The organism is Pantoea sp. EKM101V, assembly GCF_011800325.1.
In the GTDB taxonomy this organism is placed as follows: domain Bacteria; phylum Pseudomonadota; class Gammaproteobacteria; order Enterobacterales; family Enterobacteriaceae; genus Pantoea; species Pantoea anthophila.
On sequence record NZ_JAALFP010000008.1, the window covers coordinates 151,645 to 170,690 of the forward strand.

Consider the following 19,046-nt stretch of genomic DNA (forward strand, 5'->3'; position numbering starts at 1 on the left):
TAAAAATATATGGTTTTTACATTAGGTCAGCGCTGGATTAGTGATACGGAAAGTGAACTGGGACTGGGCACCGTGGTGGCGATCGATACCCGCATGATCACCCTGCTGTTTCCGGCCACGGGGGAAAACCGCCTCTACGCCCGCAACGATTCGCCGGTTACCCGCGTCATCTTTAACCCGGGTGATACCATCACCAGTCACGAAGGCTGGCAGATGCGCGTCGATGAAGTCCGCAACGAAAATGACCTGATGACCTATATCGGTACCCGACTGGATACTGAAGAAAGCGATGTGATCCTGCGTGAAGTGATGCTCGACAGCAAGCTGGTGTTCAGTAAGCCGCAGGATCGTCTGTTTGCCGGTCAGCTCGACCGCATGGACCGCTTTGCCCTGCGCTTCCGCGCACGCAAATACCAGAGTGAGCAATACCGTCTGCCGATCAGCGGGTTACGCGGCATGCGCACCAACCTGATCCCTCATCAGCTGCATATCGCACACGATGTGGGTCGCCGCCACGCGCCACGCGTACTGCTGGCCGATGAAGTGGGCCTGGGTAAAACCATTGAAGCCGGGATGATCATTCAGCAGCAGCTGCTGGCGGGTCGTGCCGAGCGGGTACTCATCGTGGTGCCTGAAACCTTACAGCATCAGTGGCTGGTCGAGATGCTGCGCCGCTTTAACCTGCGTTTCGCCCTGTTTGATGATGACCGCTACACCGAAGCGCAGCACGACAGCGATAACCCGTTTGAAACGGAACAGCTGATCATCTGTTCGCTCGACTTTGTTCGCCGTAACAAACAGCGCCTTGAACTGCTGGCCGATGCCGAATGGGATCTGCTGGTGGTGGATGAAGCGCACCACCTGGCATGGTCCGAAGGCGAACCCAGCCGTGAATATCTGGTCATCGAAAAACTGGCTGAGAAAACGGCCGGGGTGCTGCTGCTGACGGCGACGCCGGAACAGCTCGGCATGGAGAGTCACTTTGCCCGTCTGCGTCTGCTCGATCCGGACCGTTTCCACGATTTTGCTGCCTTTGTTGAAGAGCAGCAGCATTTCCGTCCGATTGCCGATGCGGTAACAGCGCTCCTGGCTGACCAGGCGATCTCCCAGGAAGAGATGAACCGGATCAACGATCTGGTGGGCGAAGAGGATATCGAGCCGCTGCTGCAGGTCGCCAACAGCGATCGTGAGGGCAAGCTGGAGGCGCGTCAGGAGCTGATCGCCATGCTGATGGATCGCCACGGCACCAGCCGCGTCCTGTTCCGCAACACCCGTAACGGTGTAAAAGGTTTCCCGAAACGCGAACTGCATCAGATCCGTCTGCCGCTGCCTGCGCAGTATCAGACGGCCATCAAAGTCTCCGGCATTATGGGCACGCGCAAAAGCGCCGAGGAGCGGGCGCGTGACCTGCTCTACCCGGAGCAGATTTATCAGGAATTTGAAGGCGACAGCGGCACCTGGTGGAACTTCGATCCGCGCGTGGAATGGCTGATGGGCTATCTCACCAGCAACCGTAAAGAGAAAGTGCTGGTCATCTGCGCCAAAGCGGCCACGGCGCTGCAGCTGGAGCAGGTGCTGCGCGAGCGCGAAGGCATACGGGCGGCGGTGTTCCACGAAGGCCTGTCGATCATTGAGCGTGACCGTGCTGCCGCATGGTTTGCCTCGGAAGAGAATGGCGCGCAGGTGCTGCTCTGCTCTGAAATCGGTTCTGAAGGCCGTAACTTCCAGTTTGCCAGCCGCCTGGTGATGTTCGACCTGCCCTTTAACCCGGATCTGCTGGAGCAGCGTATCGGCCGTCTGGACCGTATTGGTCAGGCGCACGATATTCAGATTCTGGTGCCGTGGCTGGAGCAGACCGCTCAGGCGGTGCTGCTGCGCTGGTATCATGAAGGTCTGGACGCGTTCGAGCACACCTGCCCGACGGGTCGTACCATCTACGACAGCGTGCATCAGCAGCTGATCGGCTATTTAGCCGCGCCGGAAAACAGTGAAGGCTTTGACAGCTTTATCGCGGAGTGCCGTAAACAGCACGAGGCGCTGAAATCGCAGCTGGAACAGGGCCGCGATCGTCTGCTGGAGCTGAACTCTAACGGCGGCGAATCGGCTCAGCTGCTGGCGAACGCCATCAGCGAGCAGGATAACGACACCGGTCTGGTGAACTTCGCGCTGAACCTGTTTGATATTGTTGGTATCAATCAGGAAGACCGCAGCGATAACCTGATTGTGCTGACCCCTTCCGACCACATGCTGGTGCCCGATTTCCCTGGCCTGCCGGAAGATGGCTGCACCATCACGTTCAACCGCGATCAGGCGCTCTCCCGTGAGGATACCCAGTTCATCACCTGGGAACATCCGCTGATCCGTAACGGCCTGGATCTGATCCTGTCGGGTGACACCGGCAGCTCCGCGCTGTCACTGCTGAAGAACAAGGCGCTGCCGGTGGGCACGCTGCTGGTTGAGCTGATCTACGTGGTGGAAGCGCAGGCACCGAAGCATCTGCAGCTGACCCGCTTCCTGCCACCGACGCCTGTCCGTCTGCTGCTCGATCGCAACGGCACCAACCTGGCCGGGAAAGTGGAGTTCGAAAGCTTTAACCGCCAGCTGAATGCGGTTAACCGCCACACCGCCAGCAAACTGGTCAATGCGGTGCAGCAGGATGTGCATGCGATCCTCACCCAGGGTGAAGAGAGCGTGGTCAGCGAAGCACGTGCGGTGATTGAAGCGGCGCGGGCCGAGGCGAATGAAAAGCTGGGTGCAGAGCTTTCCCGTCTCAACGCGCTGAAAGCGGTGAACCCGAACATCCGTGAAGATGAGATCGAGGCGCTGGAAAGCAACCGTGAACAGGTGCTGGAAAGCCTGGATCAGGCCAACTGGCGTCTCGACGCGCTGCGCCTGATTGTGGTGACTCACCAGTAAGCTCAGGGGCCTTCCGGCCCCTTATTTTTGGAAAGCCCTATGGAACCTTACAATCCACCGCGTGAACCCTGGCTGCACATCCTTTATCAGGATGCGCATATCATGGTGGTGAATAAACCCAGCGGTCTGCTCTCGGTACCCGGTCGGCTGGATGAACACAAAGATAGCGTGATGACGCGGATACAACGTGATTTTCCGCAGGCGGAATCGGTTCACCGGCTGGATATGGCGACCAGTGGTGTGATGGTCGTCGCCCTGACCAAGGCGGCTGAGCGTGAGCTGAAACGGCAGTTTCGCGAGCGGGAACCCGCCAAGGCCTACGTGGCCTGCATCTGGGGTCATCCGGAGAAGGAGGAGGGAGTGGTTGATCTGCCGCTGATTTGCGACTGGCCCAATCGTCCGAAGCAGATGGTCTGCTTCGAAAACGGCAAAGCCGCGCAGACGGAGTATCAGGTGCTGGAATATCGTGCGGATAACAGTGCGCGCGTTTCGCTGAAGCCGATTACCGGCCGCTCGCACCAGCTGCGGGTGCATATGCTGGCCCTGGGCCATCCGATTCTGGGCGACAACTTCTATGCCCATCCGGACGCCAGGGCGATGGCACCGCGCCTGCTGCTGCACGCGGAGTCACTGACCATCACCCATCCGGCATTCGGTAATGCCATGACGTTTCGTCAGCCCGCCGATTTTTAAGGGGGGCGGTACGCCTGGCCGCCTCCTTCTGAGAGGCGGAGAGAGGCGCGATTACTTAAAGCCTTTTTCTTTGCGAATCAGATCGTACGCCGCCTGAATTTCCTGCGCCTTCTGCTTCGCCATCTCCATCATCTCTGGCGGCAGCCCCTTCGCCACCAGCTTGTCGGGATGATGCTCGCTCATCAGCTTGCGGTATGCGCGCTTGATGGTGGTGGCGTCATCGCTGCTCTTCACACCCAGCACGCTGCAGGCATCTTCCAGCGTTGGTCCACGTTGCGCCTGCTGAAAGCCACCACTGCCACTGCGCTGTCCGCCGCCGAACTGCTGGCCGCCTTCCATCATGCGCAGGAACTGATCGAACTGAACGCGTGAAATGCCCAGTTCCTCGGCGATGACATAGAGCACCTGCCGCTCATTGGGATGCAGGGAACCGTCGGCAAAGGCAGCCTGAATCTGAATTTCCAGGAACATGCGAATCAGATCGAACCGGCCAAAACAGGCGCTGCGCAGTTCCCGCAGTTTGCTGCGTAACGGGTAATCTGCCTGCTTGCCTTCGCGAAATGCGCGCTGGGCGGCGGTGCGCGAGTCACCGTGCAGCTGCATCCGCTCCATGAGCAGTGATGCAATCTGAATATCCGCTTCGGTAACGCGCCCTTTTGACTTGGTCAGATGGCCCATGACCTGAAAGGTGGTGCTGAAAAACAGCGTCTGTCGGGTCTGATTATTTGAGAAGTAAGCCTTGCCTTGCGCGCCGCGCACTTTGTCAAACATATGGCCAATGATCAAACCGATCACAATACCCCAGAAGCCTGCACCGGAAAGTAATCCCAGCGCCAGACCCACAACTTTTCCCCAGTAGCGCATAAACTCCTCAATTCGCCATGCTTGCGGCTGAAAATTGCATTATCATACCTGTCATTTATCTCAGCGCCTAACGGCAACGCTGACTGACCAGGATTAACACTGGCGCAACGCCGGGCAGTAAGTTAGTCTCTGACCCGATTGTCGGCATGATGCCAGTTTTCATGGAATTCTCGATACCGCGTATGAAAAAACATATACCTACCCTGCTGGCCACACTGATCGGCGCAGCCATTAGCCAGCAAGCCGTTGCCGACGATCTGATGTCGCAGTGTATGTTAGGCGTGCCGAGTTACAACCGCCCGCTGGTGAATGGCGATACCAATCAGTTGCCTGTCACCATTCACTCCGACGCTGCCAAAGGGAACTATCCCGATGATGCGGTCTTCACAGGCAATGTGAATATTGAGCAGGGCAACAGCCGTATGCAGGCCGATGAAGTTCAGCTTCATCAGCGTCAGCAGGAGGGCCAGACCACGCCGGTTCGTACCGTCGATGCCCTGGGTAATGTGCATTACGATGATAACCAGGTCATCCTGAAAGGTCCGAAAGCCTGGTCTAATCTGAACAGTAAAGATACCAACGTCTGGAACGGTCAGTACCAGATGGTGGATCGTCAGGGTCGCGGCACCGCCGATCAGATGAAACTGCGCGGTGATAACCGCTACACCATTCTGGAAAATGGCACCTTTACCTCCTGTCTGCCCGGCTCCAATAGCTGGAGCGTGGTCGGTTCTGAAGTGATTCAGGATCGCGAAGAGGAAGTGGCCGAGATCTGGAACGCACGCTTTAAACTCGGTTCCGTTCCGGTGTTCTACAGTCCCTATCTGCAGTTACCGATTGGCGACCGTCGTCGCTCCGGCTTCCTGATCCCGAATGCCAAATATGGCAGCAACAACGGCTTTGAGTTCATCCTGCCCTACTACTGGAACATCGCGCCGCAGGCCGATGCCACCATTACGCCGCACTACATCAGCAAGCGCGGCATGAAGTTTGAGAATGAATTCCGTTATCTGACAGAGCTGGGCGCAGGTCTGATGGAGTTCGACTACCTCGGCTCAGACAAGCAGTACGACAAAGACAAAGCGCTGCGCGGCATCGCCGAAGATGACAGCTCCGATCGCTGGCTGTTCTACTGGCGTCATGCAGGTGTCTACGATAAACACTGGCGTTTCAGCGCGGACTACACCAAGGTCAGCGATAGCTACTACTTCAACGACCTCGACTCGAAGTACTACAGCTCGACTGACAACTACGCCACGCAGAAATTCAGTATTGGCTACGCGGACACCAACTGGGATGCGACGCTCTCCAGCAAAGATTTCCAGGTATTTGGTAACACCAGTAATAGCAACGTTTACCGCGCCATGCCGCAGCTGGACGTCAATCTCTATCAGAACGATATCGGTCCGTTTGATGGCCGGATCTATGCGCAGGCGGTGAAATTCACTAACGTCAGCGATCGCTATCCTGAAGCGACCCGTTTGCACGTAGAGCCAACGCTGAACCTGCCGCTGTCAAACGGCTGGGCGAGCCTGGATACCGAAGCGAAATTCCTGGCTACCCACTACCAGCAGACCAATGTTGATTACTACAACAACAACTTTGCGAACCGCAACGGCAAAAGTGGCGATCTGGATGAGTCGGTAAACCGCACCCTGCCGCAGTTTAAAGTCGATGGCCGTCTGGTCTTTGACCGCGATATGGACTCCGCGGCGGGCTACACCCAGACGCTGGAGCCGCGGGTGCAGTACCTCTATATCCCGTACCGCAATCAGAGCAACATCTATCCATACGACTCAACGTTGCTGCAGACCGACTACACCGGCCTGTTCCGCGACCGCACGTATAGCGGCCTGGATCGTATCGCGTCGGCTAACGAAGTGGCCACCGGTGTCACCACACGCATTTATGATGCCGATCTGGTTGAACGTTTTAACGTTTCTGTAGGTCAAATCTACTCGTTTACCCCTTCTCGTACTGGTGTGAATCAAACCAGTAAAGAAGATGATACCGGCAGCCTGATCTGGGCTGGCGATACATACTGGAAAATCAGCGATCGCTGGGGCGTCCGGGGTGGGTTGCAGTATGACACCAAACTCGACAACGTTTCCCAGGGCAATACCGTACTGGAATATCGTCGTGATGCCGATCGCATGGTGCAGCTGAGCTACCGTTACAGCAGCCCGGAATATGTCGCAACCGCGCTGAACGACAGCAGCCTGGTGACCAATCCTATCTTCAAAAATGGGATTTCACAGGTGGGCACCACGGCCAGCTGGCCGATTGCGGATGCATGGTCTGTGGTAGGCGCGTACTACTACGATACCCGCAACAGCCGTCCGGCTTCGCAGCTGGTAGGCCTGCAATACAGCTCATGCTGTTATGCCATTCGGGTCGGTTACGAACGCAAAATTAACGGTTGGGAAAACGACGACAGTAAATATGACAACCAAATCTCATTCAACATTGAGCTGCGTGGTCTGAGCTCCAACTATGGCTTAGGCACCAACGATATGCTGCGTCAGGGGATTATCCCTTACCAGCCCGCTTTCTGATGTTGTGATGTTTGACAGGCAATCCCGCAGTGCGGAACCAACAATGGATAAAGTATGAAGAACTGGAGAATGCTGATTCTTGGTGTGGCAATCAGTGCCAACACCGCGTTCGCAGCACCACAAGTCGTTGATAAAGTTGCCGCCGTGGTCAATAACGGCGTGGTTCTTGAGAGTGACGTGGACGGCATGATGGGCACGGTGAAATCTCAGGCCCGGCAGGCAGGTCAGCAGTTGCCAGATGATAAAACGCTGCGCCACCAGATTCTGGAACGCCAGATCATGGACAACATTATTCTGCAGATGGGTGAAAAAGCGGGGATCCAGATCAGCGATGAGCAGCTGGACCAGGCGATTAAGAACATCGCCGCACAGAACCGCATGACGCTGGATCAGCTGCGCAGTCGTCTGGCTTATGACGGCATGAACTATGGCGTCTATCGCTCACAGATCCGCAAAGAGATGATGATTGCCGAAGTCCGCAACAATGAAGTGCGTCGTCGCGTGACCATCCTGCCGCAGGAAGTGGATACGCTTTCAACCCAGATTGCCGCCCAGAACAGCCAGGGAACCGAGCTGAACATCAGCCACATTCTGCTGCCGCTGCCGGAAAACCCGACGCAACAGCAGGTCGATGAGCAGGAAACGCTGGCGAAACAGCTGGTTGGCGAACTGAAAAATGGTGCGGATTTCGGCAAAATGGCCGTAACCTACTCCGCCGACTCGCAGGCGCTGAAAGGCGGCAACATGGGCTGGGGTAAAATCGAAGAGTTACCGACCCTGTTTGCCCAGGCGCTGGCAACGGCGAAAAAAGGGGACATCGTCGGGCCGGTGCGTTCAGGTGTGGGCTTCCATATCCTGAAGGTGAACGACCTGCGTGGCGAAAGTAAGAACGTCTCAGTCACTGAGGTGCACGCTCGTCATATTCTGCTGAAACCATCGCCGATTCTTACTGACGATCAGGCCAGGGCGCAGCTGGAACAGATCGCGGCCGATATCCGCAGCGGAAAAACCACCTTTGCCGCCGCGGCCAAACAGTACTCTGATGACCCGGGATCGGCGAATCAGGGTGGCGATCTCGGCTGGACCTCTCCGGAAGTCTTTGATCCCGCCTTCCGCGATGCGCTGCTGCGTCTGCAGAAAGGCCAGACCAGTCAGCCGGTGCACTCCTCTTTCGGCTGGCATCTGATTCAGCTGCTGGATACCCGCCAGGTGGACAAAACCGACGCGGCCCAGAAAGAGCGCGCTTATCGCATGCTGTTTAACCGTAAATTTGCTGAAGAAGCGCAGACCTGGATGCAGGAACAGCGCGCCAGTGCTTATGTGAAGATTCTGGATGGCAATGCACAGTAACCAGCGTGTGGTGATCACTCCCGGCGAGCCCGCCGGGATTGGTCCCGATCTCACCGTTCAGCTGGCTCAGCACGCCTGGCCGGTGGAACTCGTCGTCTGCGCCTCCCCTGCCCTGTTGCAGCAGCGGGCAGCGCAGCTCGGTCTGCCGCTGACCCTGCGTCACTACCAGCCTGAGGCGGACCCCGTGCCGCAGCAGGCGGGGACGCTGACCATTCTGCCGATTGAGACGGCACAGCCGGTCACACCAGGCGAACTCTGTGTCGCTAACGGTGATTATGTGCTGGCCACGCTGGCCCGCGCCTGTGACGGCTGTCTGCAGGGTGAATTTGCGGCGCTGATTACCGGTCCGGTGCACAAAGGCGTGATTAACGATGCCGGTATCGCCTTTACCGGCCATACCGAATTCTTCGCCGACCGCGCAGGCGGTCATCGCGTGGTGATGATGCTGGCAACCGAAGCGCTGCGTGTGGCACTGGCCACCACGCATCTGCCGCTGAAAGAGGTGCCTGCGGCGGTCACCCGCGAATGCCTGCATGAAGTGATCACCATTCTTCATCGTGATCTGCAGCAGAAGTTCGCCATTGCCGAGCCGCATATCTATGTCTGTGGTCTTAACCCCCACGCCGGTGAAGGCGGCCACATGGGACGGGAAGAGATCGAGACGATTACGCCGGCCCTCAATGAACTGCGTCAGCAGGGCATTAAACTGACCGGCCCGCTGCCTGCGGATACACTGTTCCAGCCCAAATATCTGCAAAACGCCGATGCGGTGCTGGCGATGTATCACGACCAGGGCCTGCCGGTACTGAAGTTTCAGGGGTTTGGCCGCGCGGTAAATATTACCCTGGGCCTGCCCTTTATCCGGACCTCCGTTGACCACGGCACCGCGCTTGAACTCGCCGGGCTGGGTCAGGCGGAACCGGGCAGCTTTATCACGGCGCTTAACCTCGCCATCACTATGATCAAGAGCAGTAATGAATAATCGCGTCCATCAGGGGCACTACGCCCGTAAACGTTTCGGGCAGAACTTCCTGAACGATCAGTACATTATCGACAGCATTGTTTCCGCCATTCATCCCCAGCGCGACGAAGCGCTGGTGGAGATCGGCCCTGGCCTCGGCGCCTTAACCGAGCCGGTGGGCGAACGCCTCGATAGCTTAACGGTGGTGGAGCTGGACCGCGATCTCGCGGCGCGTCTGCAAACGCATCCGTTCCTTGGCCCGAAACTGACCATCTTCCAGCAGGATGCCATGACCTTCGACTTTGCCGCGCTGGCACAGGAGAGAGGCCAGCCGCTGCGGGTATTTGGTAACCTGCCTTACAATATTTCGACCCCGCTGATGTTCCACCTTTTCAGCTATACTGGTTCGATCAAAGATATGCACTTCATGCTGCAGAAAGAGGTGGTTAACCGTCTGGTTGCGGGCCCAGGTAGCAAAGCGTATGGTCGCCTGACGGTGATGGCGCAATATTACTGCCAGGTTATTCCGGTGCTGGAAGTGCCGCCACACGCCTTCACGCCGCCACCGAAAGTGGACTCGGCTGTCGTGCGTCTGGTGCCGTTTGCCGAGCCACCGCATCCGGTCAGCGACGTGCGTATCCTGAGCCGTATCACAACAGAAGCCTTTGGTCAGCGCCGTAAAACATTGCGCAACAGCCTGAACCACATGGTGGCGGCGGGTGCGCTGGAAGAGTTATCCATTGATCCTGGTCTGCGTGCTGAAAACGTCTCGGTCGCGCAATATTGTCAGCTGGCTAACTGGCTGGGGACACATCAGGGAAAATCGCAGGAGTAAGTCATGAGTGAAACGGCCCGCGTCTCCGTTCATGTGCAAAGCCAGTACGTCGCCTCCCAGTCCTCGCCGGATGAGGATCGCTACGTCTTCGCCTATACCATTACGATACGCAATCTGGGCCGTTCCGCCGTGCAGCTGCTGGGGCGTTACTGGCTGATTACCAATGGTAACGGCCGCGAAACAGAAGTTCAGGGCGAAGGCGTGGTCGGTGAGCAGCCGCTTATCCCGCCGGGCAACGAATTCCAGTACACCAGTGGTGCTGTTATCGAAACGCCGATGGGCACCATGCAGGGACACTACGTGATGGTTGACGATCAGGGCGACACCTTTCACGTTGAAATCCCGGTGTTCCGCCTCGCCATCCAGACGCACATTCACTGATTTTCACGCCTTTTGCCCGATAAGTCGGGCACATTCCCGATGGATAAAACGTTATGAGCACATACCTGATTGGCGACGTCCATGGTTGCTACGATGAATTACGTGCCTTGCTGCAGCAGGTCGATTTCAATCCCGAGCATGACACGCTGTGGCTGACCGGTGACCTGGTGGCGCGCGGTCCTGGCTCACTGGAGGTCCTGCGCTATGTGAAGTCACTGGGCGACGCCGTGCGCCTGGTGCTGGGCAACCACGATTTACATCTGCTGGCGGTCTATGCCGGAATCAGCCGTAACAAGCCGAAAGATCGCCTCACCACCCTGCTGGAAGCGGACGATGCTGATGAGCTGATCAACTGGCTGCGCCGGCAGCCGCTGCTGCAGGTGGATGAAGAGAAAAAGCTGGTCATGGGACACGCCGGTATCACGCCTCAGTGGGATATCGACACCGCGAAAAAATGTGCGCGGGAAGTGGAAGCGGTGCTCGCCAGCGACAGTTATCCGCTGTTCCTGGATGCGATGTATGGCGATATGCCAAATAACTGGAGCGAAGATCTGACCGGTCTGGCCCGACTGCGCTTCAGCACCAATGCCTTTACCCGTATGCGCTACTGCTTCCCCAATGGTCAGCTGGACATGATCTGCAAAGATGCCCCTGAATCGGCGCTGCCACCGCTGAAGCCCTGGTTCAACATCGACGGACCGGTCGCCCGGGACTACACCATCGTTTTCGGTCACTGGGCTTCACTGGAAGGCAAAGGCACGCCAGAGGGAATTATCGGCCTGGATACCGGCTGCTGCTGGGGCGGCGCGCTGACCCTGCTGCACTGGGAAGAGCAGCGCTATGTGGTTCAGCCCTCTAACCGCGAGAAAGCGCTCGACTCTAGCGAAAGTCTGGCGCCTCCGGCGCTATAACCCTGAGGCTGGCCTGGCGGCCAGCCTGCTGTTTTATGCGCCGATAATGCCGCCATCCTCCCGGGTGATCATGATCACCGACGAGCGCGGGCGCGGACTGTTGTCAGGAAAATGTGAATCCCCCTCTTCGCCAGGGTGCTGCACGTTCACGAACAGCGTTCTGTAGTCAGGCGTGAAGGTAATGCCGGTCAGCTCGCAGGATTTAGGGCCGACCATAAACCGGCGAATCTCGCCGCTGTCCGGGTCTCCTGCCAGCATCTGATTATTCCCCTGCCCCTGATAATCCTCTTTGTTGCTATATTTGCCATCGGTAAGGATCCAGAGCCGTCCCTGCGCATCAAACCCCAGGCCATCCGGACTGTTAAAGGTGTTTTCAGCAGTGATGTTCGGTGTGCCACGATAGATGCCTTCGGGATGGGCAATCGGATTGCCGCATAACGCGTAGATGTCCCAGGCAAACGACGTGGCCGTGGCATCGCCCTTCTCATCCCAGCGGATAATCTGGCCATAGATATTTTTAGGGCGCGGGTTGGCGGCATTAACCGGCATCCCCTCATTGCCGCGCTTGTTGTTATTGGTCAGCGTACAGTAGGCGCGGCCATCATGCGGGTTAACGGCGATCCATTCCGGCCGATCCATCCGCGTGGCGTTAACCACATCGGCAGCAGCACGCGCATTGATCAGGACATCGGCCTGGCTATGAAATCCCTTCTCAGCAGTGAGTCCATTTTCCCCCCACTTCAGTGCCAGCCAGCGGCCGCTGCCTTTCAGGGGGGTGCCCTGTTCATCGCCGTTAAACTGCGCCACATAGAGCGTGCCCCGATCGAGCAGTCCGTGATTCGCTTTCGCATCGTCCGGGTTAACCTTGTCGTCCGAGACATATTTATAAATGTACTCGCCACGCTCATCGTCGCCCATGTAGACCACCAGCTGGCCGGTTTTAGCAACCGTCACCGCAGCATTCTCATGCTTGAAACGTCCCAGCGCGGTTCGTTTGACCGGCACCGATTGGGGATCGAAGGGATCGATTTCGACTATCCAGCCGTGGCGGTTAAATTCGTTAGGATTTTTTGCGATATCGAAGCGGGGATCAAAATCGGACCAGTTTCGCTCCGGCTCGGCGGCGTTCAGGGTGTAGCGCTTCTGCTGGGCGGTCGGCGTAAAATCCGCGTCATGCGTGCCAAAGTAGGTGTCGTAATTCTCTTCGCAGGTCAGATAAGTGCCCCAGGGCGTTTTACCGTTGGCGCAGTTACCAAAGGTGCCGAGAACCTGCAGGCCCTGAGGATCGGCGGCGGTCTGCAGCGCTTTGTCGCCTGCGGCCGGACCGGAAAAACGCATCGGGGTATTGGCGGTAATGCGGCGGTTGTAATCTGAAGGACGGACAACCTGCCAGCGATTGCCTTCGCCGCGTTTAATCTCAACGACAGAAACGCCGTGCGCCGCCTGTGATTTCTTCACATCCTCCAGGCTGGTCGCTTTGCTGCCGCCATGGGCGAACAGCGTCGGCTCATTTACATACTCATTGTTGATTGCCATTAGGCCACGATGCTCATCAATGGCGAAGAAGCTCATCCCATCATTGTTGTCACCGAACTGCTTTTCCTGATCCTCCGCGCTGTTGTTGCCATGGGGATCGAACTCAGCCGCGCCATTAACCAGCGGATCGCCCCAGGAGATCAGCACTTCAGCGCGATAGCCTGGCGCCACGACAATCTCATCCGCGGTCGAAGCGGCAATCGCCTGAAAGCCCAACAGCGGGCTGCCGGCGGGTTTTTCCTGCGCCAGTGCGCCGGATGAGAAAGTCAGGCCGCCGCTGAGAAAGCCGGTCAGCCCGAGTGCGCCGGAACCGGCAAGGAACTTACGTCGCTGCGAATCGGGCAGGCGGTCTGTGCTTAACGCGGAGAGTTCGATCTTCATCAGTGATTGCTTCCTTTGTGTCGGTCCCGGAAAAGAAGCAATGCTAATGAATAAAGATGACAGCCAGGTTACAGGCGGGTGGGCAAGGAATCAGCGACGGCGATCCAGGATCTCAAAGCAGTAGCTGTGGGAGTTATGCTCATCAGCGTCGTGGAACTCGCTGAACGTTGACTGCCACTCATCCGGCTCGTAATCCGGGAACTGCGTGTCGCCTTCTACTTCTGCATCGATGTGAGTCAGATAGAGACGATCGGCACGCTTCAGCATCTGCTCATAAACGCGTCCGCCACCGATCACCATGATCTCTTCGGCTTCACCGGCAGCCTGAAGCGCCTCATCCAGCGAAGTGACCCAGGTGACGCCTTCGGCGGTGCCGGGCTGGCTGCTGACCACGATATTCAGTCGGCCAGGCAGAGGGCGACCAATGGATTCAAAGGTCAGCCGGCCCATAATCACCGGTTTTTTCAGGGTGTTACGCTTGAACCACGCCAGATCTGCAGGCAGGTCCCACGGCATGGCGTTCTCCATTCCAATAATGCGATCTGCTGCTAATGCCGCGATAAGACTAATCATGTTAACTACTCACAGGAAAAAAATTGGCGCCATGATACGAGAAGGTGAAACTTTCGTCGATAGGGGGGAAGGTCTAATTGCGTAAAGCTTTTTATGATGTCGCATTTCACTGCCTGCGCAGCGTTTTTCACCGCGAAATCGCGTCTGTTAACCGCAGCTCGCCAGTAATCTGACGCCGGCTGGCACAAAACCGGGCGAATAAGAAAACGGCTCCCGCAGGAGCCGTCGGGGTTATCAGAAGTCGTAGCGCAGACGCACCAGATTCATATCACCCAGGTTATCGGTACTGGAGGTAAAGACATGTTCGTAATCGACACGGAAACCGTAATCGAGGAAGAGCGTCACACCCAGACCGTTGTCGATGCGCTGATAATCTCGGCCGGTCGCATATTCGATGCGATCGCCCATAACATACGGCTGCACCGCTTTCAGGCCATACTGCGCCACCGGGATTTTATAACCGGCAAAGTATTCCACGCCCCATGCATCGCCAGCAAAGTAGTCATGCACATCTTTGCGTTTGGTGGTCATGAAGTTCTGATACCAGCCGCCGCCCGCTGACAGCGTCCAGTTGCCCGGGGTCCAGCTCAGCGCGGTGCCATAAATGTTCTGATCGTAATCGCCGCTGTCGCCGTTGTTCGGGTTACGCATCGCCGCGCGGGTGTAGTTCCACGCCGTGCCCCAGCTCAGATCGTCGGTAATGTGATAATCCACACCCAGCGAACCGCCGCCTTTGCGCTTGTAGCGCAGGCCGTTGCCTGGCAGGAACTCATTATCGTCGAACAGATAAGAGGCGTAGAGATCCAGATCGCCGAAGGTGTTTTTATACTTCAGCTGCTTACGCGAACGGTAAGAGCCATCGTAGTCGCCATTGATCCCGTTGCCTGGTGCCTGACCGATCATGTCGTAGTCCCAGATATCGGTCTTGGCCCCTACAGTGTCGTAGTAAACGCTGTTCTGCTGACCAAAGGTCAGCTGGCCCCAGGTCTTGCTTTTCAGACCGGTGTAGAGCTGGCGGCGCGTGGTGTTATTCGCACCGTCTGCATAGTGACGATCCCAGCTGAATACCGCCGGAATATTCACGCCCAGCTCGTAGTAGCTGATCCAGCTGACATCATCAAACAGGTAATAATCCGCGCCGAAACGGAAACGGGTGCCGCCATCGAATCCGTCACGCTTGTACGATTTGTCATCCACGCCGGTCTGGTGATTGACCTGAGCACGGATGCTGCCGCCAAAAGTAAAGGTGAGGCGGCTAAGCGGATCGCCAGCCTGTGGATCCTGTTTTAACAGGGTGATTTCCGCCTGGCTGGCGAAAGGAAGAATAGCCATCAGTGCAGCCACTGCACTCAGAGAAAAAGTACGCATTTTCATTTTTATAGGTGTCCTTGCACGCTCCGGTGATGAGCGGCAGGCATATTACTGGCGAAAAATCCGGACAGGAAGTGTTTATCTTATAAATTTGTGCGAACGGGGCCGATTCGCACCTATAGCTAAAAAACTAAGTCAAATCAGTGACTTTAAGGCAAATCCCTTGCTTTACGCGAGCCTGATTTTCAGATTATTGCCAGGTGAGAGGCAAAAAAAACGACTCCCGCACGAGCCCTTCAGACAGCTGACAAATTCAAATTCTGGGGGTACCGCAACGTATCAGCACAACGCGCAGGGAGCACGGACAGAGGAGGAAAGCGTCCCGCGCCATGGACGGCGCGGGCCGGGCGGCCAGGGATTGGCTTGAGCGACTTTCCGATCTGCCCGTGTTCCCTTCGCAGGCGCGATCTCACCGCTGATGTGGCCAGAATTTAACCAAAAAAAACGGCTCCCGCAGGAGCCGCTTTTCACACTACCTCGACTTACATCGCCTTAATCTGCGCGTGCATCTCCTGAACGGAGATGACCTGCTCCGTCGGGTCAGCATTCAGCGCCATCGCAGTGGCGAAACCGCCATTCAGCGTGGTGTCATAGTGCACTTTATACTGCAGAGCACTGCGGCGAATCAGCTTCGAATCTTCAATCGCCTGACGTCCTGCCGTGGTATTGACGATATAGCTATATTCGCCATTCTTCAGACGGTCCTGAATGTGCGGACGACCTTCATGCACCTTGTTCACCAGACGTGGGTTAATTCCCGCCTCGCCCAGCACAACCGCCGTGCCGTGTGTCGCATCCAGCTCGAAACCAAACTTCTGCAGCTTGGCCGCCAGGTCGACGATACGTTTCTTGTCGCCTTCACGCACCGACAGCAGTGCACGGCCCGACTTCTTCATGTTGCTCTGTGCGCCCAGCATCGCTTTAGAGAAGGCCTCAGCAAAGGTGCGGCCCACGCCCATGACTTCACCGGTCGAACGCATTTCCGGTCCAAGAATCGGGTCAACGCCCTGGAACTTGTTGAATGGCAGTACGACCTCTTTCACGGAGTAGTAAGGTGGAATCACCTCTTCGGTAACGCCCTGCTCTGCCAGCGTTTTGCCTGCCATCACGCGTGCGGCCACTTTCGCCAGCGGCACACCGGTCGCTTTCGAGACGAACGGCACGGTACGCGCGGCACGCGGGTTAACTTCGATCAGGTAGACTTCGTTGTCTTTGACCGCGAACTGGACGTTCATCAGGCCGCGGACGTTCAGCTCGAACGCCAGCTTCTCAACCTGCTGACGCATCACATTCTGAATCTCCTGATTCAGGGTGTAGGCCGGCAGTGAACAGGCGGAGTCACCGGAGTGAACGCCAGCCTGCTCGATATGTTCCATGATGCCGCCAATCAGCACCCGCTCACCGTCGCAGATCGCATCCACATCGACTTCGACCGCATCATCCAGGAAGCGATCCAGCAGCACCGGCGCATCGTTAGAGACGGAGACCGCTGTCTGGAAGTAGCGCTTGAGGTCGGTTTCGTCGTAGACGATCTCCATGGCGCGACCGCCCAGTACATAAGAAGGACGTACCACCAGCGGATAGCCCAGGCCAGCGGCTTTCTCAACGGCCTGCTCCAGCGTGGCGACCGTGGCATTGGCTGGCTGTTTCAGGCTCAGACGATCGACAGCCTGCTGGAAACGTTCACGGTCTTCAGCACGGTCAATAGAGTCCGGGCTGGTGCCGATAACCGGCACACCTGCCGCTTCCAGCGCACGCGCCAGCTTCAGCGGGGTCTGACCGCCATACTGCACGATTACGCCTTTAGGCTGCTCGATACGGACGATTTCCAGCACATCTTCCAGCGTCACCGGCTCAAAGTAGAGACGGTCAGAGGTGTCATAATCGGTCGACACCGTTTCCGGGTTACAGTTGACCATAATGGTCTGGTAACCATCTTCACGCAGCGCCAGCGCGGCGTGAACGCAGCAGTAGTCGAACTCAATACCCTGACCGATACGGTTTGGCCCACCGCCCAGAATCATGATCTTATCGCGATCCATCGCCGGATTGGCTTCGCACTCCTCTTCATAGGTGGAGTACATGTAAGCGGTATCGGTGGCGAACTCGGCGGCGCAGGTATCCACACGCTTATAGACCGGGTGCAGGTTAAACTGCTGACGCAGCTTGCGAATTTCGCTCTCAGCCACGCCTGCCAGCGCCGCCAGCCTGGCGTCGGCAAAGCCTTTACGCTTCAGCGCACGCAGGAAGGTCGCATCCAGGCTGTTTACCCCTTCACGGGCCACCTGGTCTTCCAGCCGGATCAGCTCTTCAATCTGCACCAGGAACCAGCGGTCAATGTTGGTGAGATTGAAGACGCCATCGACCGACATCCCGGCGCGGAACGCGTCAGCGATATACCAGATACGGTCTGAACCGGCATCTTTCAGCTCGCGGCGGATGCGGGTCAGGGCTTCCGGGTCGTCCAGATGCACTTTCGGGTCGAAGCCGTGCGCGCCCACTTCCAGGCCGCGCAGCGCTTTCTGTACGGACTCCTGGAATGTGCGGCCAATCGCCATCACCTCACCGACCGATTTCATCTGGGTGGTCAGGCGGTCGTTGGCACCGGCAAATTTTTCGAAGTTGAAGCGTGGAATTTTGGTGACCACGTAGTCAATCGACGGCTCAAATGAGGCGGGCGTTAAACCACCAGTGATGTCATTCATCAGCTCATCGAGAGTAAAGCCGACCGCCAGCTTGGCCGCAACTTTCGCAATCGGGAAGCCGGTCGCTTTTGAAGCCAGCGCAGAGGAGCGAGAGACGCGCGGGTTCATCTCGATAACAATCAGGCGACCATCTTTCGGATTCACCGAGAACTGGACGTTAGAGCCACCGGTTTCCACACCGATTTCACGCAGGACCGCCAGCGAGGCGTTACGCATGATCTGATACTCTTTATCCGTCAGCGTCTGAGCGGGAGCGACCGTGATGGAGTCACCGGTGTGAATCCCCATTGCATCGAAGTTTTCAATCGAGCAGACGATGATGCAGTTGTCGTTTTTATCGCGAACCACTTCCATCTCATACTCTTTCCAGCCAATCAGCGACTCATCAATCAGCAGCTCATTGGTTGGTGAAAGGTCGAGGCCCCGTTCACAAATCTCTTCAAACTCTTCGCGGTTATAGGCGATGCCGCCACCGGTGCCGCCCATGGTAAAGGAGGGACGGATGATGCAGGGGAAACCGACATCTTCCGCCACGGCCAGCGCTTCTTCCATGGTGTGTGCGATACCGGAACGGGCGGTGTCCAGCCCGATGCTTTTCATCGCGACGTCAAAGCGACGACGATCTTCTGCTTTATCAATGGCATCTGCAGTCGCACCAATCATGGTCACGCCAAACTCTTCCAGCACGCCCTGACGCTCAAGCTCCAGTGCGCAGTTCAGCGCAGTCTGGCCGCCCATGGTCGGCAGTACGGCATCCGGACGCTCTTTTTCGATGATTTTGCGCACTACTTCCCAGTGAATGGGCTCGATATAGGTGGCATCGGCCATCTCAGGGTCGGTCATGATGGTCGCCGGGTTGGAGTTCACCAGGATGACCCGGTAACCCTCTTCACGCAGCGCTTTACACGCCTGCGCACCGGAATAGTCAAATTCACAGGCCTGACCGATCACAATCGGACCGGCACCAAGAATCAGGATTGATTTTATGTCTGTACGTTTTGGCATGAATTAGCT

At 57.1% G+C, this 19,046-nt stretch carries 13 protein-coding genes; 8 read left to right on the top strand and 5 right to left on the bottom strand.

What is annotated here, in order from left to right:
* Positions 1 to 9: 9 nt before the first annotated feature.
* Both rapA and rluA read left to right on the top strand, forming a co-directional pair.
* Positions 10 to 2,916: an RNA polymerase-associated protein RapA gene (rapA, locus tag HFD92_RS14375; protein WP_009092181.1), complete on the top strand. Its 2,907-nt coding sequence runs from the start codon at positions 10 to 12 to the stop codon at positions 2,914 to 2,916.
* 39 nt (positions 2,917 to 2,955) lie between these two features.
* Positions 2,956 to 3,609 carry a bifunctional tRNA pseudouridine(32) synthase/23S rRNA pseudouridine(746) synthase RluA gene (gene rluA, locus HFD92_RS14380; protein ID WP_167429152.1) on the top strand — a complete coding sequence of 218 codons (654 nt, stop codon included), beginning with the start codon at positions 2,956 to 2,958 and terminating at the stop codon, positions 3,607 to 3,609.
* A 51-nt stretch (positions 3,610 to 3,660) separates the two neighbouring features.
* On the opposite strand, the gene djlA is transcribed toward rluA, so the two are convergent.
* Positions 3,661 to 4,473, bottom strand: coding sequence for a co-chaperone DjlA (gene djlA / locus HFD92_RS14385; RefSeq protein ID WP_111208316.1), 813 nt, complete (start codon positions 4,471 to 4,473; stop codon positions 3,661 to 3,663).
* A gap of 182 nt (positions 4,474 to 4,655) precedes the next feature.
* Here djlA and lptD point away from each other — a divergent pair, with 182 nt between their 5' ends.
* Genes lptD through apaH form a run of 6 tightly spaced genes read left to right on the top strand, consistent with a single transcriptional unit; the run spans position 4,656 to position 11,466 of the window.
* Positions 4,656 to 7,028, top strand: a complete 2,373-nt coding sequence (gene lptD, locus HFD92_RS14390) for an LPS assembly protein LptD (protein WP_009092188.1) — start codon at positions 4,656 to 4,658, stop codon at positions 7,026 to 7,028.
* A 54-nt stretch (positions 7,029 to 7,082) separates the two neighbouring features.
* On the top strand, positions 7,083 to 8,378 hold the full coding sequence (gene surA, locus HFD92_RS14395) for a peptidylprolyl isomerase SurA (RefSeq protein WP_009092189.1): 1,296 nt from the start codon (positions 7,083 to 7,085) through the stop codon (positions 8,376 to 8,378).
* Positions 8,368 to 9,360, top strand: a complete 993-nt coding sequence (gene pdxA / locus HFD92_RS14400; protein WP_009092191.1) for a 4-hydroxythreonine-4-phosphate dehydrogenase PdxA — start codon at positions 8,368 to 8,370, stop codon at positions 9,358 to 9,360. The genes surA and pdxA overlap by 11 nt, the downstream gene beginning before the upstream one ends.
* A complete protein-coding gene (gene rsmA / locus HFD92_RS14405; RefSeq protein ID WP_167429153.1) occupies positions 9,353 to 10,174 on the top strand; it encodes a 16S rRNA (adenine(1518)-N(6)/adenine(1519)-N(6))-dimethyltransferase RsmA in 822 nt (273 codons plus the stop codon). The genes pdxA and rsmA overlap by 8 nt, the downstream gene beginning before the upstream one ends.
* A 3-nt stretch (positions 10,175 to 10,177) precedes the next feature.
* Positions 10,178 to 10,555 (top strand): Co2+/Mg2+ efflux protein ApaG, encoded by a 378-nt coding sequence (apaG, locus tag HFD92_RS14410; RefSeq protein WP_009092195.1) that lies wholly within the window; start codon positions 10,178 to 10,180, stop codon positions 10,553 to 10,555.
* Positions 10,556 to 10,608: 53 nt separating this feature from the next.
* Entirely contained in the window at positions 10,609 to 11,466 is an 858-nt protein-coding gene (apaH, locus tag HFD92_RS14415) for a bis(5'-nucleosyl)-tetraphosphatase (symmetrical) ApaH (protein WP_009092197.1), read from the top strand.
* A gap of 33 nt (positions 11,467 to 11,499) precedes the next feature.
* Here apaH and HFD92_RS14420 read toward each other — a convergent pair whose 3' ends face one another.
* From HFD92_RS14420 to carB, 4 genes are all read right to left on the bottom strand, one after another.
* A complete protein-coding gene (locus tag HFD92_RS14420; protein ID WP_167429154.1) occupies positions 11,500 to 13,383 on the bottom strand; it encodes a PhoX family phosphatase in 1,884 nt (627 codons plus the stop codon).
* Between the two features lie 90 nt (positions 13,384 to 13,473).
* Positions 13,474 to 13,956 (bottom strand): type 3 dihydrofolate reductase, encoded by a 483-nt coding sequence (gene folA, locus HFD92_RS14425; RefSeq protein WP_046101196.1) that lies wholly within the window; start codon positions 13,954 to 13,956, stop codon positions 13,474 to 13,476.
* A 234-nt stretch (positions 13,957 to 14,190) separates the two neighbouring features.
* Positions 14,191 to 15,324, bottom strand: coding sequence for a porin (locus HFD92_RS14430; RefSeq protein WP_369974601.1), 1,134 nt, complete (start codon positions 15,322 to 15,324; stop codon positions 14,191 to 14,193).
* A gap of 485 nt (positions 15,325 to 15,809) precedes the next feature.
* Positions 15,810 to 19,037, bottom strand: coding sequence for a carbamoyl-phosphate synthase large subunit (gene carB / locus HFD92_RS14435; protein ID WP_140924212.1), 3,228 nt, complete (start codon positions 19,035 to 19,037; stop codon positions 15,810 to 15,812).
* Positions 19,038 to 19,046: the final 9 nt, after the last annotated feature.